15 protein-coding genes are annotated in these 15,901 nt (G+C 66.7%); 6 read left to right on the top strand and 9 right to left on the bottom strand.

Going from position 1 to position 15,901, the window contains the following annotated elements; translation table 11 throughout:
• Window positions 1-31 precede the first annotated feature (31 nt).
• The 4 genes from ACQVDU_RS07990 (at window position 32) to ACQVDU_RS08005 (ending at window position 4,379) form a co-directional block, all read left to right on the top strand.
• Window positions 32-1,018, top strand: coding sequence for a sugar ABC transporter substrate-binding protein (locus tag ACQVDU_RS07990; RefSeq protein WP_363494041.1), 987 nt, complete (start codon window positions 32-34; stop codon window positions 1,016-1,018).
• A 106-nt stretch (window positions 1,019-1,124) separates the two neighbouring features.
• Window positions 1,125-1,895: an SDR family NAD(P)-dependent oxidoreductase gene (locus ACQVDU_RS07995; RefSeq protein ID WP_341578060.1), complete on the top strand. Its 771-nt coding sequence runs from the start codon at window positions 1,125-1,127 to the stop codon at window positions 1,893-1,895.
• 10 nt (window positions 1,896-1,905) lie between these two features.
• The gene (locus ACQVDU_RS08000) at window positions 1,906-2,832 is read left to right on the top strand and encodes a sugar phosphate isomerase/epimerase family protein (RefSeq protein ID WP_331791973.1); all 927 of its coding nucleotides are present in this window, start codon (window positions 1,906-1,908) and stop codon (window positions 2,830-2,832) included.
• Between the two features lie 62 nt (window positions 2,833-2,894).
• The gene (locus tag ACQVDU_RS08005; protein ID WP_443476797.1) at window positions 2,895-4,379 is read left to right on the top strand and encodes an aldehyde dehydrogenase family protein; all 1,485 of its coding nucleotides are present in this window, start codon (window positions 2,895-2,897) and stop codon (window positions 4,377-4,379) included.
• 30 nt (window positions 4,380-4,409) lie between these two features.
• On the opposite strand, the gene ACQVDU_RS08010 is transcribed toward ACQVDU_RS08005, so the two are convergent.
• The 6 genes from ACQVDU_RS08010 to ACQVDU_RS08035 form a co-directional block, all read right to left on the bottom strand.
• Complete coding sequence (locus tag ACQVDU_RS08010) at window positions 4,410-5,621, bottom strand: CynX/NimT family MFS transporter (RefSeq protein ID WP_443476798.1); 1,212 nt, start codon at window positions 5,619-5,621, stop codon at window positions 4,410-4,412.
• A 51-nt stretch (window positions 5,622-5,672) separates the two neighbouring features.
• Window positions 5,673-7,196, bottom strand: a complete 1,524-nt coding sequence (menE, locus tag ACQVDU_RS08015) for an o-succinylbenzoate--CoA ligase (protein ID WP_443476799.1) — start codon at window positions 7,194-7,196, stop codon at window positions 5,673-5,675.
• Window positions 7,197-7,275: 79 nt separating this feature from the next.
• The gene (locus ACQVDU_RS08020) at window positions 7,276-7,728 is read right to left on the bottom strand and encodes a MaoC family dehydratase (protein ID WP_363494031.1); all 453 of its coding nucleotides are present in this window, start codon (window positions 7,726-7,728) and stop codon (window positions 7,276-7,278) included.
• A 28-nt stretch (window positions 7,729-7,756) separates the two neighbouring features.
• Window positions 7,757-8,653 carry an amidohydrolase family protein gene (locus ACQVDU_RS08025; protein WP_443476800.1) on the bottom strand — a complete coding sequence of 299 codons (897 nt, stop codon included), beginning with the start codon at window positions 8,651-8,653 and terminating at the stop codon, window positions 7,757-7,759.
• Window positions 8,650-9,567 (bottom strand): SDR family oxidoreductase, encoded by a 918-nt coding sequence (locus ACQVDU_RS08030; RefSeq protein WP_363494027.1) that lies wholly within the window; start codon window positions 9,565-9,567, stop codon window positions 8,650-8,652. Before ACQVDU_RS08030 ends, ACQVDU_RS08025 begins: the two co-directional genes overlap by 4 nt.
• Window positions 9,568-9,676: 109 nt before the next feature.
• A complete protein-coding gene (locus tag ACQVDU_RS08035; protein WP_363494025.1) occupies window positions 9,677-10,843 on the bottom strand; it encodes an acyl-CoA dehydrogenase family protein in 1,167 nt (388 codons plus the stop codon).
• Window positions 10,844-10,922: 79 nt separating this feature from the next.
• On the opposite strand from ACQVDU_RS08035, the gene ACQVDU_RS08040 reads away from it, so the two are divergent.
• Window positions 10,923-11,423, top strand: coding sequence for a MarR family winged helix-turn-helix transcriptional regulator (locus tag ACQVDU_RS08040; RefSeq protein ID WP_443476801.1), 501 nt, complete (start codon window positions 10,923-10,925; stop codon window positions 11,421-11,423).
• A 10-nt stretch (window positions 11,424-11,433) separates the two neighbouring features.
• On the opposite strand, the gene ACQVDU_RS08045 is transcribed toward ACQVDU_RS08040, so the two are convergent.
• Window positions 11,434-12,609, bottom strand: a complete 1,176-nt coding sequence (locus tag ACQVDU_RS08045; protein ID WP_443476802.1) for a 4-hydroxybenzoate 3-monooxygenase — start codon at window positions 12,607-12,609, stop codon at window positions 11,434-11,436.
• 93 nt (window positions 12,610-12,702) lie between these two features.
• On the bottom strand, window positions 12,703-13,455 hold the full coding sequence (locus ACQVDU_RS08050; protein WP_443476803.1) for an IclR family transcriptional regulator: 753 nt from the start codon (window positions 13,453-13,455) through the stop codon (window positions 12,703-12,705).
• A 110-nt stretch (window positions 13,456-13,565) separates the two neighbouring features.
• On the opposite strand from ACQVDU_RS08050, the gene ACQVDU_RS08055 reads away from it, so the two are divergent.
• A complete protein-coding gene (locus ACQVDU_RS08055; RefSeq protein WP_443476804.1) occupies window positions 13,566-14,480 on the top strand; it encodes an NADP-dependent oxidoreductase in 915 nt (304 codons plus the stop codon).
• A 9-nt stretch (window positions 14,481-14,489) separates the two neighbouring features.
• Here the strand turns inward: ACQVDU_RS08055 and ACQVDU_RS08060 are convergent, their stop codons facing one another.
• On the bottom strand, window positions 14,490-15,866 hold the full coding sequence (locus ACQVDU_RS08060; protein ID WP_443476805.1) for an NADP-dependent succinic semialdehyde dehydrogenase: 1,377 nt from the start codon (window positions 15,864-15,866) through the stop codon (window positions 14,490-14,492).
• Between the last annotated feature and the right edge of the window lie 35 nt (window positions 15,867-15,901).

Here is a 15,901-nt window from a genome sequence, read left to right on the forward strand (position 1 = left end):
AGAGAAAACGCAATACACAAAGGAGTAGATAGTGCGTACTTCAATCAAGGCCTTTGCGGCCGCGACCGCGGTCGCTGCCCTCGCCCTCGCTGGCTGCTCATCAGGCGGCGGCGACAATGGCGGCGGCGACACCGAACCCACCAAGGTCGTAGCGTTCACCTCCGGTAACCAGACCCCGATCGGTGCCTGGTGGGTTAAGGATGTCGAGGCCAAGGCAGCCGAGTACGGCTGGGACCTCACCATGATCCAGGGTGACTTCGACTTCCAGAAGATGAACCCCGCGGTCGAAAGCGCCATCGGACAGGGTACCGACCTCGTCTACAACGGCTACACGGATGTCGCCTCGATCGGCTCAATCGTGACGGCGGCCAAGGATGCTGGCATCCCGATGTTCGCCATCGACGCCGGTGTGGAGCCGACTGACGCCTACGCCCTGAACATCACCACCGACCAGCAGGGCATCGTCGACCAGACCATGGGCGCGATCGCCGAGGCACTCGGTGGAAGCATCGAGGGTAAGAACATCATGGTGATCGGTCACGACCCGCACGCTGGCATCCGGACCCGCGCGGCGCTGGCCGCCGAAGCTGTCGAGGCCGGGGGTGCAACCCTCGCCGGCGGTGAGATCCAGCAGGTCGTCTCGCCTGCGACAGGTCGCACCGAAGCGCTCGCGCTGGTCGCCGACTACCTGTCGGCCAACCCGGGCGGCCTCGACGCCGTCTGGGTCGGTTGGGATGACGCGGCCCTCGGCGCGGTTCAGGCCGTGACCGAAGCCGGCGCGACCGTTGCGGTGACAGGCGTTGACGCCACCAGCGAGGCGATCGCTGCCGTCAAGGCCGGCACGATGCTCGCGACCGTCGAGCAGCCCTGGCCGCTGATCAACGACGCCGTGATCGACGCGATCCTTGCGTGGATCGACAGTGGCACCATGCCAGCGAGCAACTTCGAGGAAGAGGCAACGACCCTCGTCACGAAGGACAACGCCGACGAGATCACGCCCTCCGACAAGCTCGGCTGATCCACTGAAACCCCGGTGGGGGCGGGAACGCTGCGGCCCCGCCCCCACCGGCACCAGATTCTCTCGTGCGGCTGCGCCGCACACCACGACACAGAAAGACATCACCATGCGTTTGGCAGGCAAGGTCGCCCTCATTACCGGTGGCGCCAGCGGAATCGGGCTGGCAACGGTCAAGAAGTTCATCGCCGAAGGCGCCAAGGTCGCCGTCGCCGACATCGATGCGACCCGCGCGCAGGAAGCGGTCGACACGCTCCCGGAGGGCTCGGCAGTCGCGGTGGGAGTCAACGTCTCCGTTTTCGAGGAGGTCGAGGCTGCCGTGCAGAGCACGGTCGATGCCTTTGGCAAGCTCGATGTCATCTTCAACAACGCCGGTATCGCCGGCGGCAAGCCCCTGCTCGACCACGATCCCGCGGTGGATTACCACCCCATGATCCGCGTCGACCAGGACGGCGTCTACTACGGCATCCTTGCGGCCGGTCGACAGTTCAAGAAGCAGGGCACCGGAGGGGTCATCATCTCCACCTCCTCGATCTACGGGGAGCAGGCCGCCGAACTCGCCTTCAGCTACAGCGCCGCGAAGGCCGCTGTCATCTCGTTCACCCGCTCTGCCGCATACGAACTCGCGGAGTACGGCGTCCGCGCCGTCGCGATCACCCCGGGACGCGTGGGTACGCCGATCATCAACCAGTTCTCAGATGAGCTGAAGTCGCTCTTTGCCTCCGAGCAGCTGCGTAACAAGATGACCGAGCCGGAGGAGATCGCGAACGTTGTCGCGTTCCTTGCCTCCGATGAAGCCAATGTCATCAACGGCACTGTCGTGCACGTCGACGACGGCTATTCGGCCTTCAAGCAGCGGTTCGACCTGCCGACCTTCTAGAGCGATGGTCATGGATCTCGACATCGCCTGCCACATCAATGTGCTGGTCGACGGCCCCGATTCACCGCTCACCCCCCAGGCCCTGGTGCGGGTAGCGGAAGCCGGATACCGCCGGATCGTGCTCGCGCCGTTCGATCCCGCAGCAACCGACCTCGCATCCCTCCGTCGCCTTTTCGATGACGCGGGGCTCACGCCGATTCCGATCGCAGGGCAAATGCCCGGGGCCGATGTGTCCTCGGCGGACGCCGACGAGCGGCGGGCGGGTGAGGCAGCGCTGTACGCAATGGTCGACGCGACGGCGGCGCTCGGCGGAGATCAGCTCAACGGTGTTCCCTACGGCGTCTTCGGGCATCCGATGGCGCCCATCGATGCGGCGGCACGCGAACGCTCCGCGACGTCGGTGGGGAAGGTTGCTGACTACGCCCACGAGCACGGCATCACGATGACGTTCGAAGTGGTCAACCGCTATGAGACAGCGATGGTGAACACCGCGGCGCAGGCGATGGAGTACGCGGAGCTCAGCGGATCCGACCACCTCCGGATCCATCTCGACTCGTTCCACATGGCAGTCGAAGAGTCCGATGCCGCCCAGGCGATCCGTGCCGCCATGCCTCGGCTCGCCTACCTCGAGCTCGGCCAGTCAGGTCGAGGATTGCTCTCGACGGGCGCGGTTGACATCCCGGGGCTCGTCCAGGGTGCGCTCGATGACGGGTACGAGGGGCGGTGGGGAGTCGAGGCGTTCTCGCGCTCGATCATCCCCGGATTCGTCGCCGACATGCTGGCAATCTGGCGAGAGCCCTATACAGATGGTGGGGCGCTGGCAGAAGATGCCATGCGAGTCATTCGTGCGGGATGGGCGGCAAGCAGCGTCGGACGTCGGGCTCAGCGACTCGCCCGCAGCGCGGGCGATACCGGCAGCATCATCAGGCCCGCTTGATCTGACGCCGCGCCGGGTACCGGCACGCAAATCAGTACGGTCACTGGAATCACGGAGGAACCATGACGATCACGCAAGACACCGACGTCCTGATCGACCCGGCAGTGTTCGCCGGCAAGATCTACCTCGACGGCGAATGGGTAGCAGGAGAAGGCGGCCAGATCGATTCGGTGGCGCCCGCTACCGGCGAGGTTCTTGCTGCGGTGGGCATGGCTGGTCCCGGCGATGTCACGCGAGCCGCGGAGTCGGCAGCTGCGGCGCAGAAGCAGTGGGCAGCGATGCCGCACCCGGCGCGCGCAGCGGTGCTGCGTAAGGCTGGGATGCTCTGGGAGCAGTACGCCGATGAGATCGGCGGGTGGAATGTTCGCGAGGTCGGTGCGATCCCGCCGCTTGCCGGGTTCGCGCTCCATGTCACCGCGGCAGAGTGCTACGAAGCCTCGGCTTTGCCCTCGGCGCCAAAGGGAGCGGTGCTCTCGTCTGAGGAGCCACGCCTCTCGATGACCGAACAGGTGCCGGTCGGCGTCGTGGGTGTGATCTCACCGTTCAACGTGCCGCTGATCCTCGGCATCCGTGCCGTCGCTCCTGCGCTGGCGCTCGGCAACGCCGTGCTGCTCAAGCCAGACCCGCGCACCGTCATCACCGGCGGCGTCTCGTTCGTCCGGGTCTTCGAGGAAGCGGGGCTCCCGAAGGGGCTGCTGCAGCTGGTCCCGGGCGGTGCGGATGTGGGTCAGGCGATGATCGAAGACCCCCGTGTCCGGGTGATCGCGTTCACCGGCTCCACGCGCGCCGGCCGCATCGTCGGTGAGCAGGCGGGTCGCAACCTCAAGCGTGCCCACCTCGAGCTCGGCGGGAACTCGGCGTTCATCATCCGGCACGACGCCGATATCGACCAGGCTGTCAATCTCGCCACGTGGGGATCGTTCCTGCACCAGGGGCAGATCTGCATGACGGTCGGCCGTCACATCGTGCATGAGGCGGTCTTCGATGAGTATGTCGAAAAGCTCGCCGCGAAGGCCGAGTCGATGCACGTCGGTGATCCGGCCGCGGGGCCCGTGCACCTTGGTCCTCTCATCGATGAGGTGCAGCGCGATCGCGTGCACGCTCTGGTGATGGATGCCGTCGCGAGCGGCGCAGAGCTTCGTGCTGGCGGGACTTACGAGGATCTGTTCTACCGACCGACAGTGCTCGCGAACACGCCGGCCGACGCGCCCGCCTACTGCGAGGAAGTCTTCGGACCCGTCGCGTCGGTCGTGAAGTTCTCGACCGACGAGGAAGCCGTGGCGCTGGCGTCGGCAACCGACTACGGGCTGTCTTTGGGCATCGTCACGAAGGATGCGTTGGCGGGATGGGATCTCGCGCAGCAGATTCCGACCGGAATCGTGCACATCAACGATCAGACCGTGAACGACGAGGCCAACACGCCGTTCGGTGGCACTGGCGCGTCGGGGACGGGCTCGCGCCACGGCGGTGCTCAAGCCAACATCGATGCCTTCACCGAGACGCGGTGGATCACGATGCGCCGCGAGCCCGGTCAGTACCCGCTCTGACCGCGGCTGCGCTACGTCCTCGAGCCGCGCTCAGCGTGCCTCGAGGACGTAGCGCTCGCGTCCCGCGGCCAGGCCCGACAGGCTCTGCCCGATCAGGATCGCCACAACGAGCAGGAGTGGCAGTAGCCACCCATCAGTCGCGCTGTGGAGCGAGCCGAACAGCACCGGACCCGCTGCGGCCATGAGGTAGCCGACCGACTGGGCCATGCCCGACAGGGCGGTCGCGCCATGGTGGTCTCGAGCGCGCTGGGCCATGAGCGTCAGTGAGACGCCGAGCGAGGCACCGGATGCCGGTCCCAGCACGATCACCCACGCGAGGATGGCGTCGGGTGCCGCGATGAGTCCTGTCAGTCCCACCAGCGCGATCACCGGGAGCACGGCGGGCACCCAGCGCGCAGCGCCGCCCCGGAGGACAACCGGCACCGCAATGGCGCCCACCAGTGCGCCGACCTGGTAGATCATGACGTCGATGCCCGCCGTGACAGCGCTTCGGCCGGTCGAAACGGCGATCGTTGCCAGCCATGTCACCAGGATGTAGAAGGTGGCCGACTGGAAGCCCATGTACGCGGCCACGACCCAGGCGGTGCTGTCCTTCCAGATGCCCCGCGCCTGTCCGGGGGTGCCCCCGGGCGTGGCTCGTTCTCGGCGACCGCGCATCGCCACCAGCCACGCAACGATGGCCACGGGGAGCAGGATGCCGCCGGTGATGACGAGCGACAGCCGCCACCCGTCGGCGCCCGTCACCCCGGTGCCCCACTCCGCGACCGGAACCGCCACGCCGGACGCGACAGCGCCGGCGCCGCCGAGCAGCGCCGTGTAGACGGCCATCATCGTGGGGACCCTCGAGGGGAACTCCCGCTTGATGACGGCGGGCATGAGCACATTGGCGACAGCGAGTGCAACGCCGGTCACGGCAGTGCCGATCCACAGACTTGCCACCGGCCCCGGCGCGGAACGCACCACGGTGCCAACGGTCAGCAGCGCCAGTGACCACAGCACGACTCGGCTCATCCCGAAGCGCTGACTCAGGCCGGAGGCGAACGGGGAGACCAGCGCCCACGTGGCCAGGGGGATGGATGCGAGAAGACCCAGCGCACTCGGTCCGAGCCCGGTGTCAGCACCGATCTCTTCGAGCAACGGACCCACCGACGTGATGGTCGGCCGCATGTTGATGGCGACCAGACACACCGCGACGACAAGGGCGACGCGGGCGTGTGGCATCGTTGCGCGCTCATCGCCCATAGAGTACGGACTATACCTCAGGGCATAGGTATTCGTCCTGCAGTGCGGTAGTCAGCCGTTGCCGAAGCGGGCGCGCAGGTCGGCCTTGCGGACCTTCCCTGACGCCGTACGGGGCAGCTCATCGACGATGACGACGTTCTTGGGCAGCTTGTAGCGCGCAAGCTTGCCCTCGAGGTGAGTACGCACGGTCTCGGTGTCGAGGTCGACGCCGTCCTTCACCGTGATGACAGCCCAGGGAACCTCGCCCCACTGCTCGTCGGGGATGCCGATCACACCGACGCCGGTCACGCCCTCGATGCTGGAAATGTGGTTCTCGACTTCGGCCGGGTAGATGTTCTCGCCGCCCGAGATGATCATGTCTTTCAGGCGATCGGAGATGTAGAGGTAGCCGTCGCGGTCGAGGTAACCCAGGTCGCCCGAGCGAAACCACCCGTCAGACGTGAACGCCTTCGAGGTCGCCTCGGGCAGATTGAGGTAGCCGGCGAAGACGTTCGGACCTGACACTTCGATCTCCCCGACCGTGCCGCGCGGCACCATCACTCCGTTCTCGTCGGCGATGCGGATCTCTGTAAAGAAGTGGGGAAGCCCCACGCTGCCCTGTTTGGCGCGGGTCATCGTGGGGGCGAGGGATGTCGCGCCCGGCGAGGTCTCGGTCATGCCGTAGCCCTGCGAGAACGACAGCCCCCGGGTTTCGTAGGCATCGAGGATGCGGGTGGGAACCGCGGAGCCGCCGCAGGTTAGTTTGGCCAGCGACGACAGGTCCGTGCTGTCCCAGCCGGGGTGATCGGCCATCATCTGGTAGGTCGTGGGAACACCGCTGAGCATCGTCACGCGGTACTCCTGGATGAGGGCGAGGGCGCGTCCGGGGTCGAAGCCCTTCTCGAGCACCATCGTGCCGCCCTTGAGCATGATCGGCAGCGCCCCCATGCCCAGTGCTGCGACGTGGAAGAGCGGAGAGATCATCAGCGCGACATCCGTGGACACGACGTCGTAGTCCACCACGCAGTTGATCGCCGTCCAGATGAGATTGCCGTGCGTAAGAACCGCGCCCTTGGGCTTGCCCGTCGTGCCCGAGGTGTAGATGATCGCCGCAGGGTCATCATGACCGACCGCGGCATCCGTGTGGCCGAATGGAGTACCGCGGAGCAGCGGCGACAGTCCCAGGTGATCAGCTGTGCCCTCACCCGTGGGGATCACGTGGCTGATGTGCGCGGCGGCGATGCCCTCGAGTGCCTTCTCATGCAGCGCCGGGTCGACAATGAGCGCACGCGCCCGGGAATCGGTGAGCACGTGGGTAACCTCGGGTGGTGCCAATCGCGTGTTGACGGGCACGAAGATAGCGCCCAGCTGGGCGCAGGCGAACATGACCGACAGGAACTCGGGACTGTTCTCACCGAGAAACGCGACGGCGTCACCAATCCCGATACCGCGGCGCCCGAGCACAGCGGAGATCCGGTCGGTGTCGTCGGCCAACGCCCGGTATGTCGTGCTCTGGCCGTCGAAGATCAGGGCGGTCTTGTCGGGTGTCTTCTGGCGCCGGGTGGTCATCCACGCGCCAAGTCCGTGATTGTGCATCGGAGGTCTCTTCTTCGAGGGAGCGGATTCGTCGGTGAATCAATCGATGCGGAAGTGGGGCGCCGAGCCCCGCCTCCGGTTAGGCGTACAGGCGCTGCAGACTCCGCAGCACGACCGCGGGCTTGGTTCCACCCTCGATCTCGATCGTGCCGTCGACGACGAGCTGGATCCCGCCGCCGACCTCGGTGACTTCGGCAATCGTGGCGGTCAGGCGCACCCGTGAGCCGGCGGCAACGGGCGAGACGAAGCGCACTTTGTCGAGGCCGTAGTTGACCTTCGTTCCAGCGCCCTGCACGTCCAGGAGATCCACCCACATCGGGATGAACAGCGACAGCGTGAGGAAGCCGTGCGCGATCGGCGCACCGAAGGGTCCCTCCTTTGCGCGCTCGGGGTCGACGTGGATCCACTGGTGGTCGTCAGTGGCATCAGCGAACGTGTTGATGCGGTCCTGGGTGACCTCGAACCAGTCGGAGTAGCCCAGGTCGGTACCCACGAGGGTGTTCAGATCGGCGAAGGCAACGGTGGTCGTCATGGTGTCTCCTTGAGGTGGTACGGGTGGATCAGGCGGCTGCCGTCAAGCCCAGCAGCCGGGCGGCGTTGTTCTTGAGGATGCCGGGCATGACCTCCGGCTTCAGGGCGGTCTTCTCGGCATCCGCGAACCAGCGTTCGGGAGTCAGAAGCGGGAAGTCAGTGCCGAACAGGACCCGATCCTTCAGGTACGAGTTCGCGGCGCGCACGAGGCTCTCGGGAAAGTACTTGGGGCTCCAGCCCGACAGATCGATCCACGTATTGTGCTTGTGCGTTGCGACCGAGAGTGCCTCGTCCTGCCACGGCACGGAGGGGTGGGCCATGATGATCTGCAGCGCGGGGAAGTCGGCGGCGACGCCGTCGAGCAGCATCGGGTTGGACAGCCCGAGCCGGAAGCCGCGGCCGCCTGGCATCCCCGCTCCGATCCCGGTCTGGCCGGTGTGGAAGAGGGCGACAACGCCGGCATCCTCGAGCACGGCATACAGCGGCGCGTAGACCGGGTCGCTCGGATCGAAGCCCTGCACGGTCGGGTGGAACTTGAACCCGCGCACGCCGTGGTCTTCGATGAGGCGCCGTGCCGTCTCGATCGCTGCGGGTCCCTTGCGCGGGTCGACCGAGCCGAACGGGATCAGGACGTCGTTGTTGCGCGCCGCTCCCTCGGCGATTTCAATGCTCGAGATGGGCTGATGCCCGAGGGCCGACTCCGAGTCCACGGTGAACACGACAGCTGCCATCGAGCGTTCACGGTAGTACTGCGCGATCGAGTCGAGGTCGGGTCGTGGGCCGTCGGTGCGGAAGTACTTCGAGGCCGCCTCGGCAAGGTCATCCGGAAGGGAGGAGTGCCCGTGCTCGTCGATCTCGATGTGCACATGCACATCGATGGCCCTCAGGGCCTCGACATCGATTGCCGGCTCGTAGCGGGTCGTCACCGCTGCAGCTCCTCCGGAAGCGGCGGGAAGGTCTCGCCGACGGATTGCAGCTGCCCGTCGAACAGTTCGTGAGCTTCAGCCTGAAGGGCATCGGTGCTCCATCCGCCCTCGTGGTAGGCGGTGACGACCGGCTCGGGGTGCGACCACAGCTGGATGCGGTCTCCTCCCACGCCGATCGCCTGACCGGTGATGTGGGCGGCGTCGTCGGATGCGAGGTAAGCGATGACTCCTGCGACATCCTCGGAGGTGCCGAACCCCAGGTCGTGGCGGAAGAACGCGGGCATGGTCTCACCGCGCTCGGATGCCTCGACGGCGGCGGCGAAGTAGGGGACCGTGGCAGTCATGGCCGTGGCTGCGACGGGGATGACGGCGTTGGCGGTGATCCCTGCCTTCTTGAGCTCGAGCGCCCAGGTGCGCACCATGCCGACGATGCCGGCCTTGGCAGCGGCGTAGTTGGTCTGCCCGAAGTTTCCGCGCTGGCCTGTCGGTGAGCCGATGCAGATGATGCGGCCTGGCTTGCCGGCCTCGCGCAGGTGCGTGGCGACCTCACGGACACATGTGAAGGTGCCCCGCAGGTGGACACCGATGACGGTGTCGAAGTCGTCGTCGGTCATCTTCCAGAGCGTCTTGTCGCGCAGCACTCCAGCGTTGGTGACGAGGATGTCGACACCGCCGAAGGTCTCGAGCGCGGCGGCCAGCAGCTTCTGTGCAGTCTCGGTCGGTCCAACGGGAGCGACCACCGCGGTGGCACGGCCGCCCTCGGCTTCGATCGTGGCTACGGCGTCGGCGGCAGTCTGGTCGTCGACGTCATTGACGACCACTGCCGCACCCTGTCGAGCGAGTTCCTGAGCGTAGGCGAGGCCCAGACCTCGACCCGATCCGGTGACGATGGCGACTTTGCCCTGCAGCGACATGGCGCTCCCTTGCTTCTCGAGGCACTCTCGGCCCTGGCCGACAGCGCCTAGTCAATCCGATTTCATTGCAATAGTCAACGATTGATCTTTGCCAGCGTGCGGTGCTGTCTCACTCGCGTGTCAGGCGGCGGCCGATGATCTCTTTCATGATCTCGGTCGTGCCGCCATAGATGGTGGCGACGCGAGAGTCGAGGTAGTCGTGGGCGACCGGGTACTCCCTCGTGTACCCGTACCCGCCGTGCAACTGCAGAGCTCGGTCGATGACCTTCTGGTGCAGCTCGGTCACCCACCACTTCGCCATCGCCGCGGTCACTTCGTCGAGCTGGCCGTGCGCGGCATCCAGGATGCAGCGGTCGACGAACACTTGCGCTACTTCGATCTGGGTCGCAAGCTCCGCCAGGTAGAAGCGGTTCGCCTGAAAGTCCGCGATCCGCTGACCGAACGCGGTGCGCTGTTTCGCGTAGGCGAGGGCCTGGTCGAAGGTCGCGCGCATCCTCGCCATCGAGGTCACGGCGATGTGCAAGCGCTCGATCGGCAGATTGTGGCGCAGCTGCATCCACCCGTCGCCGGGCGCTCCGAGAATGTTCGCGGCGGGTACTCGAACCTCAGCGAACGACAGCTCGGCAGTGTCTTGTGCGCTCAGCCCGATCTTCTTCAGGGGGCCGCTGCGAGTGAAGCCGGGCATGCCGTCCTCCACAATGAGAAGGCTGAAGCCCGCGCGGCCGGCGTCGGGGTCCGTGCGTGCAACCACGATCACGAAATCTGCCAGCAGTCCGTTGGAGATGAAGGTCTTGGACCCGGTCAGGACGAAATCGTCTCCGTCGCGCCGCGCGGTCGTCGAGATGGATGCGAGATCCGACCCCGTCCCCGGCTCGGTCATCGCGATAGCACCGATCTTCTCACCCGCGACCAGAGGGCTCAGCCAGCGGTCCTGCTGCTGCTCTGAGCCGAACGCAATGAGGTAGGGCGCGATGAGGTCGTTGATTCCGCACAACGACATCGAGACCGCTGTCGCGCCGGCAGCGGCGAGCTCCTCGATCATGATCGCGTTGTAGCGGAAATCGTCGACGTCCCCGCCTCCGTTGCTAGCCGGGGCCGAGATTCCGAGCAGTCCGGTCTCGCCAGCCTTCGCGAAGAGGGTCCGATCGACGCGTCCGGCTTCTGTCCAGGCATCCAGGTGGGGCGACACCTCGCGCTGGACGAACCGGCGAACGGTGTCTCGGAAGTCGGCGTGGGACTCGTCGAAGATCGTGCGGGGTACGGCGACGCTGCTCATGGTGAGGATTGTGGCTGCGTCCTCAAATGATTGTCAAGTTCAACGATTGTTTTCGGCAGCGAATTGCTACAATCGCCGGGTGTCCGCAGCAAACGATCAGGCGCGGGGGACAGAGCCGCCCGTCCGCTCGGAGCGTCTGTGGCGCACCCCAGTCGGAGACGACCTCGCGTTCCTGCTGGCGCGCGCGAATGCGGTGTCGCTCTCGCGGGTCAACGCGGCGCTCCAGTCGGTCGATCTGCGCGTGCGCGCGTATTCGGTGTTGGCGATCGCCGTGAACAACGCCCGTCCGTCCCAGCGCGAGCTCTCGGAGTTTCTGCGACTGGACCCGAGCCAGATCGTCGCGCTGATCGATGAGCTCCAGTCCCGCGGACTTGTCGAGCGTGAGCCCGACCCCAACGACCGGCGAGCCAACGTGGTGGTCGCAACCCCGGCTGGTCGCGACCTGCTCGCCCAGGCGCAGGAGATCGCCCGCGAGGTCGAGAGCGAGATGTTCGGGGCCCTGGACGGCTCCGAGCGTGAAGCCCTCGCGCACGCGCTTCGCGTCATGGCCGGAGCGGTCGAGGTCGCCCCCGACCGCTGAGCATTGCTCGCTACGCGAACGGCCAGCCCGTGTACGCCTCAGCGAGGTAGGTCTGGCCTGCTTCGGACTCGACGACCGACCGCAGTTCGCCGATCTGACGGCGTCGGTCGAAGTCGGATGCCTCCGGAGTGAGATGCAGCATGCTCGTCATCCACCACGAGAAGTGCTGCGCTTTCCAGATACGCTGCAGGGCCGTCTCGGCGTAGGAGTCCAGCAGTCGCTCGTCGCCCTCGTTCAGTAGCGCGCCCAACGCGCGGTCGAGCAGCACCACGTCGGCGACGGCGAGGTTCATGCCCTTGGCGCCGGTCGGCGGAACGGTGTGGGCGGCATCCCCGACCAGGGCGGCGCGTCCGCGGCGCAGTTCGTAGGCCACGAAGCTGCGGAACCGCAGCACGTCGCGCTGGAAGATCGGCCCCTCTTGCAGTGTCGTGCCGGGAACGCACGATTGCAGGGTCTCCCAGATCTCGGCCTCGCTCATGACAGTCGGGTCGGTTTCGGGATCGCACTGGAAGTACATCCGCTGCACCGTGGCGCTGCGCTGGCTGATGAGAGCGAAGCCGTTGGGAGAGTTGCTGTAGATCAGTTCCTCGGAGCTGGGCGGCGCTTCGCACAGGATGCCGAACCAGGCGAAGGGGTACTCGCGGAAGTATCCACCGGTCGACGATCCCGTGACGGCGGCGCGGACCAGGCTGCGGGAGCCATCGCCACCGACGATGAAGTCAGCTTCGATCTCGAGTGGCGAACCGTCAGGGTTTGTCGCAAACACGCGGGGGCGATCGGTCTCGATGTCGTCGACACGGTCGACAGTGACACCGAACCGCAGATCCTGCCCCGCTGCCAGACGCACAGCGATCATGTCGATGAGGGCTTCGTGCTGGGGGAAGAGCCAGACGCTGCGGCCCGTGAGCGTGGGGAAGTCGATACGGTGACCCTCGCCCTGGAAGCGCAGCTCGATGCCGTCGTGGCGCTGGCCCACGGTCTTCACGCGGGGTGATGCGCCGGTCTCGTCCAGGAGCTGCACGGTGGGGTACTCGAGGATGCCGGCGCGGATTGTCTTCTCGATCTCTTCGCGCGAGCGCTGATCGAGCACGATCGACTCGATGCCTCGGGCGGCGAGGAGGTGTGAGAGCAGCAGGCCGGCGGGGCCGGCGCCGACGATGGCTACCTGAGTGCGGACGGTGGACATGGCGTCTCCTTCGACGGATGCGGGTCTTCGCCGAGTCTGCATCAGACCGCCGGGTGCGGCCCCGAGATTCCCATTGAACGGGAGTTCCTGCGGTCAGAGCCGCTGCCGCCGTAGATCGCTCTCGATCGCCGCAACAGCACCACGCAGCGCGGTAACCGCCGGCGCCGGATCAGCCTCCCGGGGAAGTACGACAGACAACGCGGCCACGACCTCACCCTCGTGACGAAGCGGCACTGCCACACCCGTGGAGACGGACTGGATCGAGCCGGGAGCGACAGCGACACCGTCGCGCCGGATCCCCGCGATGACGCGCTCGAGTATCCGCGGGTCGGTGATGGTCTCACGTGAGACAGCGCGAAGCGGACTGCCCAGGACGCTCGCGCGAACCGCTGCCGGCGCGTAGGCGAGGAGCACGAGGCCCGACGATGAGGCGTGCAGCGGAAGCCTGCCGGCGATGCGGGTGATATTGGCTCCGGCATCCGGATGCGAAAGGCGTTCGATGAAGAGCGCCTCATCCTTCTCGCGCACGGCTAACTGCGTGTGCTCGCGGATGGTGGCCTGCACCGTCTCCATGTGAGGAAGAGCCGCTGTGCGCAGGCGCAGCGCCGAGGATCCGCGCAGGGCGAGTTCCCACAGGCGCATGCCGAGGCGCACCTGGGCGTCTTCGTCGCGATCGAGCAGACCTGCCGAGACCAGATCATCGACGATGCGGTGGGCGCTGGAGGACGGCAGCCCGGATCGCCGCCCGATCTCGGATGCCGACTGCACAGCGCGTTCGGAGGTGAACGTCTCCAGAACACGCACGATGCGCTCGGTCATCGAGTCACCGGTGGGCGAATTCGCCATGCCGACAGCTTGGCACGCGCCGCTCAGCCGTGCAGCGGCCGAGGCATCCCTGCGAATCTGCATAGCCCTCTCTCGGCCCACAGACGGAGTGGCGTGACTACGCTCAAGGTATGAGCCGCGCAGCGATGTACAACGAAGTCGGGGGGCCGGAAGTCCTGTTCGTCACGGAGACAGAGGAGCCCTCCCCAGGAGCCGGGAAGGTGCTGGTCGCCGTCGAAGCTGCCGGGCTGAACCCCTACGATGCCAAGGCTCGCGGCGGGTTCATTCCGTCGGATGCTCCGTTCCCGCGACGCATCGGTGGAGACTTCGCCGGCACTGTCATCGCGGTCGGTGAGGGGGCTGCCTACCCGGATGGCACGCCGGTCGCTGTCGGGGATGCCGTCATGGGTCGCGCTGCGGGTGCGATCGCCGAGCAGGTGATCGCGAATGCCGCAGAGATCGCACGGCGGCCCGAGGGGCTCGCGGTCGAGGTGGCGGGTGGCCTGCATGTTGCCGGTCTCACGGCGGTTTCGTGTCTGGCTACGGTGCCGGTCGGCGAGGACGATGTCGTGCTGGTGGGCGGCGCGAGCGGCGCTGTCGGGCTCGTGGCGTCGCAGCTTGCGATCGCCCGCGGCGCGCGGGTGATCGGTTCGGCATCCGTGGCCAACCACGACTTCTTGCGGTCGCTCGGTGTCGAGCCGGTTGAGTACGGCACGGGTCTCGCCGACCGAGTGCGTGACCTCGGCGAGATCACCGCGGTCATGGACTGCCACGGCCGCGATGCGCTCGATGCCGGTGTTGCCCTCGGCGTTGCCGCTGACCGGATGGTCGCGATCGCCGCCTATGCGGCCCTCGACGAGCTCGGCGCGCATAACGTCGAGCGGGCAGCCCGCACCCCCGAGAACCTCCGCGCTCTCGGCGAGGACATCGCGGCCGGCACAATCGTCTTCCCGGTTGTGGCCACGTACCCGCTGGACGACGTGGTGGAGGCGTTCCAGGCGCTCGAGTCCTCACACGAGCCGGGCAAGATCGTCATCCTTCCCTGACGACGAACCTCAGGCGCGCCAGACCGTCTTCAGGTTCATGAACTCACGGATGCCGGCAGCGGCAAGCTCTCGCCCGACGCCAGAGTTCTTGATGCCCCCGAACGGCAATTCCGGGTGCGAGACGGTCATGCCGTTGACGAACACGGCGCCGGCTTCGATGCGGTCGACGAACCACTCGATCTCGTCGTCGTCGGTGCTCCACAGCGAGGAGGACAGCCCGAACGTCGTCGCGTTGGCGATCTCGACGGCCTCCTCACGGGAGTCGACGCGAAACACCGTGGCTACAGGGCCGAAGGCCTCCTCCTGGAACAGGCGCATATCCCGCGTGATACCGGCGAGGACCGTCGGCGGGTAGAACCAGCCCGGTCGGTCGGGGACCGAGCCGCCGGTCAACGCCTCGGCGCCGCGCGAGAGGGCATCATCGACGAGCTCAGCGAGTTCGTCCCGGCCACTTTCGGTCGCAACGGGTCCCACGTCGGTGCCCTCGTCGAGGGGGTCGCCGACGCGCAGCGCTGCGGTCTTCTCCACGAACCGCGCCACGAAATCGTCGTAGATGTCAGTGTGGACGATGAACCGCTTGGCTGCGATGCAGGACTGTCCGTTGTTCTGGTTGCGTGCGGTCACCGCGACCGATGCCGCCGCCTCGAGGTCCGCCGTCGGCATAACCACGAACGGATCCGAGCCGCCGAGTTCGAGCACGACGTGCTTGACCTCGCTGCCCGCGATCGAGGCCAAAGATCGGCCCGCGGGTTCCGATCCGGTGAGCGTGGCCGCAACCACCCGTGAGTCGCGCAGGACCCGCTCGACCCCGGATGCCGGGATGAGCAGCGTGTGGAACGAGCCGACGGGGAAACCGGCGCGCTCGAACAGTGTGTCGAGGTAGAGCGCCGAGCGGGGAACGTTCGAAGCGTGCTTGAGTAGCCCCGTATTGCCAGCCATGAGTGCCGGGGCGGCAAAGCGCATGACCTGCCACAGCGGATAGTTCCACGGCATGACGGCGAGCACGATGCCCAGCGGCGCCCAGCGGGTTCCGGCCGCGGACGCCTTCACCGAGGACGGGTCAGCGAGCGTCTCGGCTGCGAGGAAGTCCTCGGCGTTGTCGGCGTAGAACCGGCATCCCCGAGCGCACTTGAGCACCTCGGCTCGAGACTGGGCGAGGGGGCGCCCCATCTCGATCGTGATGGTGCGCGCCATCTCGTCGACATCGGCTTCCAGCAGTTCGGCGGCGCGGCGCATCCATCCCGCGCGCTCGGCGAACGTCGTGTCGCGCAGCGCCACGAATGCCGATTGAGCTGCCGCGATGCGACGTTCGACCTCGGCCTCATCGTGCGGCTCGAAGGTCTCGATGACTTCGCCGGTCGCAGGATTCGTTACGGCAATGGCCATGAGCTGCCTCTTCCTCGAGATGGGGGGACTCCGTG

The organism is Microbacterium sp. F2 (genome assembly GCF_052274505.1).
GTDB lineage: Bacteria > Actinomycetota > Actinomycetes > Actinomycetales > Microbacteriaceae > Microbacterium.

Excerpts from the sequence above, each read along its gene's own strand:
- ACQVDU_RS08030 (WP_363494027.1), bottom strand. The coding sequence starts at position 9,567 with ATGTCGCTGCAGGGCAAAGTCGCCATCGTCACCGGATCGGGTCGAGGT.
- ACQVDU_RS08005 (WP_443476797.1), top strand. The coding sequence starts at position 2,895 with ATGACGATCACGCAAGACACCGACGTCCTGATCGACCCGGCAGTGTTC.
- ACQVDU_RS08020 (WP_363494031.1), bottom strand. The coding sequence starts at position 7,728 with ATGACGACCACCGTTGCCTTCGCCGATCTGAACACCCTCGTGGGTACC.
- ACQVDU_RS08055 (WP_443476804.1), top strand. The coding sequence starts at position 13,566 with ATGAGCCGCGCAGCGATGTACAACGAAGTCGGGGGGCCGGAAGTCCTG.
- ACQVDU_RS07995 (WP_341578060.1), top strand. The coding sequence starts at position 1,125 with ATGCGTTTGGCAGGCAAGGTCGCCCTCATTACCGGTGGCGCCAGCGGA.
- ACQVDU_RS08000 (WP_331791973.1), top strand. The coding sequence starts at position 1,906 with ATGGATCTCGACATCGCCTGCCACATCAATGTGCTGGTCGACGGCCCC.
- ACQVDU_RS08045 (WP_443476802.1), bottom strand. The coding sequence starts at position 12,609 with ATGTCCACCGTCCGCACTCAGGTAGCCATCGTCGGCGCCGGCCCCGCC.
- ACQVDU_RS08035 (WP_363494025.1), bottom strand. The coding sequence starts at position 10,843 with ATGAGCAGCGTCGCCGTACCCCGCACGATCTTCGACGAGTCCCACGCC.
- menE (WP_443476799.1), bottom strand. The coding sequence starts at position 7,196 with ATGCACAATCACGGACTTGGCGCGTGGATGACCACCCGGCGCCAGAAG.
- ACQVDU_RS08060 (WP_443476805.1), bottom strand. The coding sequence starts at position 15,866 with ATGGCCATTGCCGTAACGAATCCTGCGACCGGCGAAGTCATCGAGACC.
- ACQVDU_RS08050 (WP_443476803.1), bottom strand. The coding sequence starts at position 13,455 with ATGGCGAATTCGCCCACCGGTGACTCGATGACCGAGCGCATCGTGCGT.
- ACQVDU_RS08010 (WP_443476798.1), bottom strand. The coding sequence starts at position 5,621 with ATGGGCGATGAGCGCGCAACGATGCCACACGCCCGCGTCGCCCTTGTC.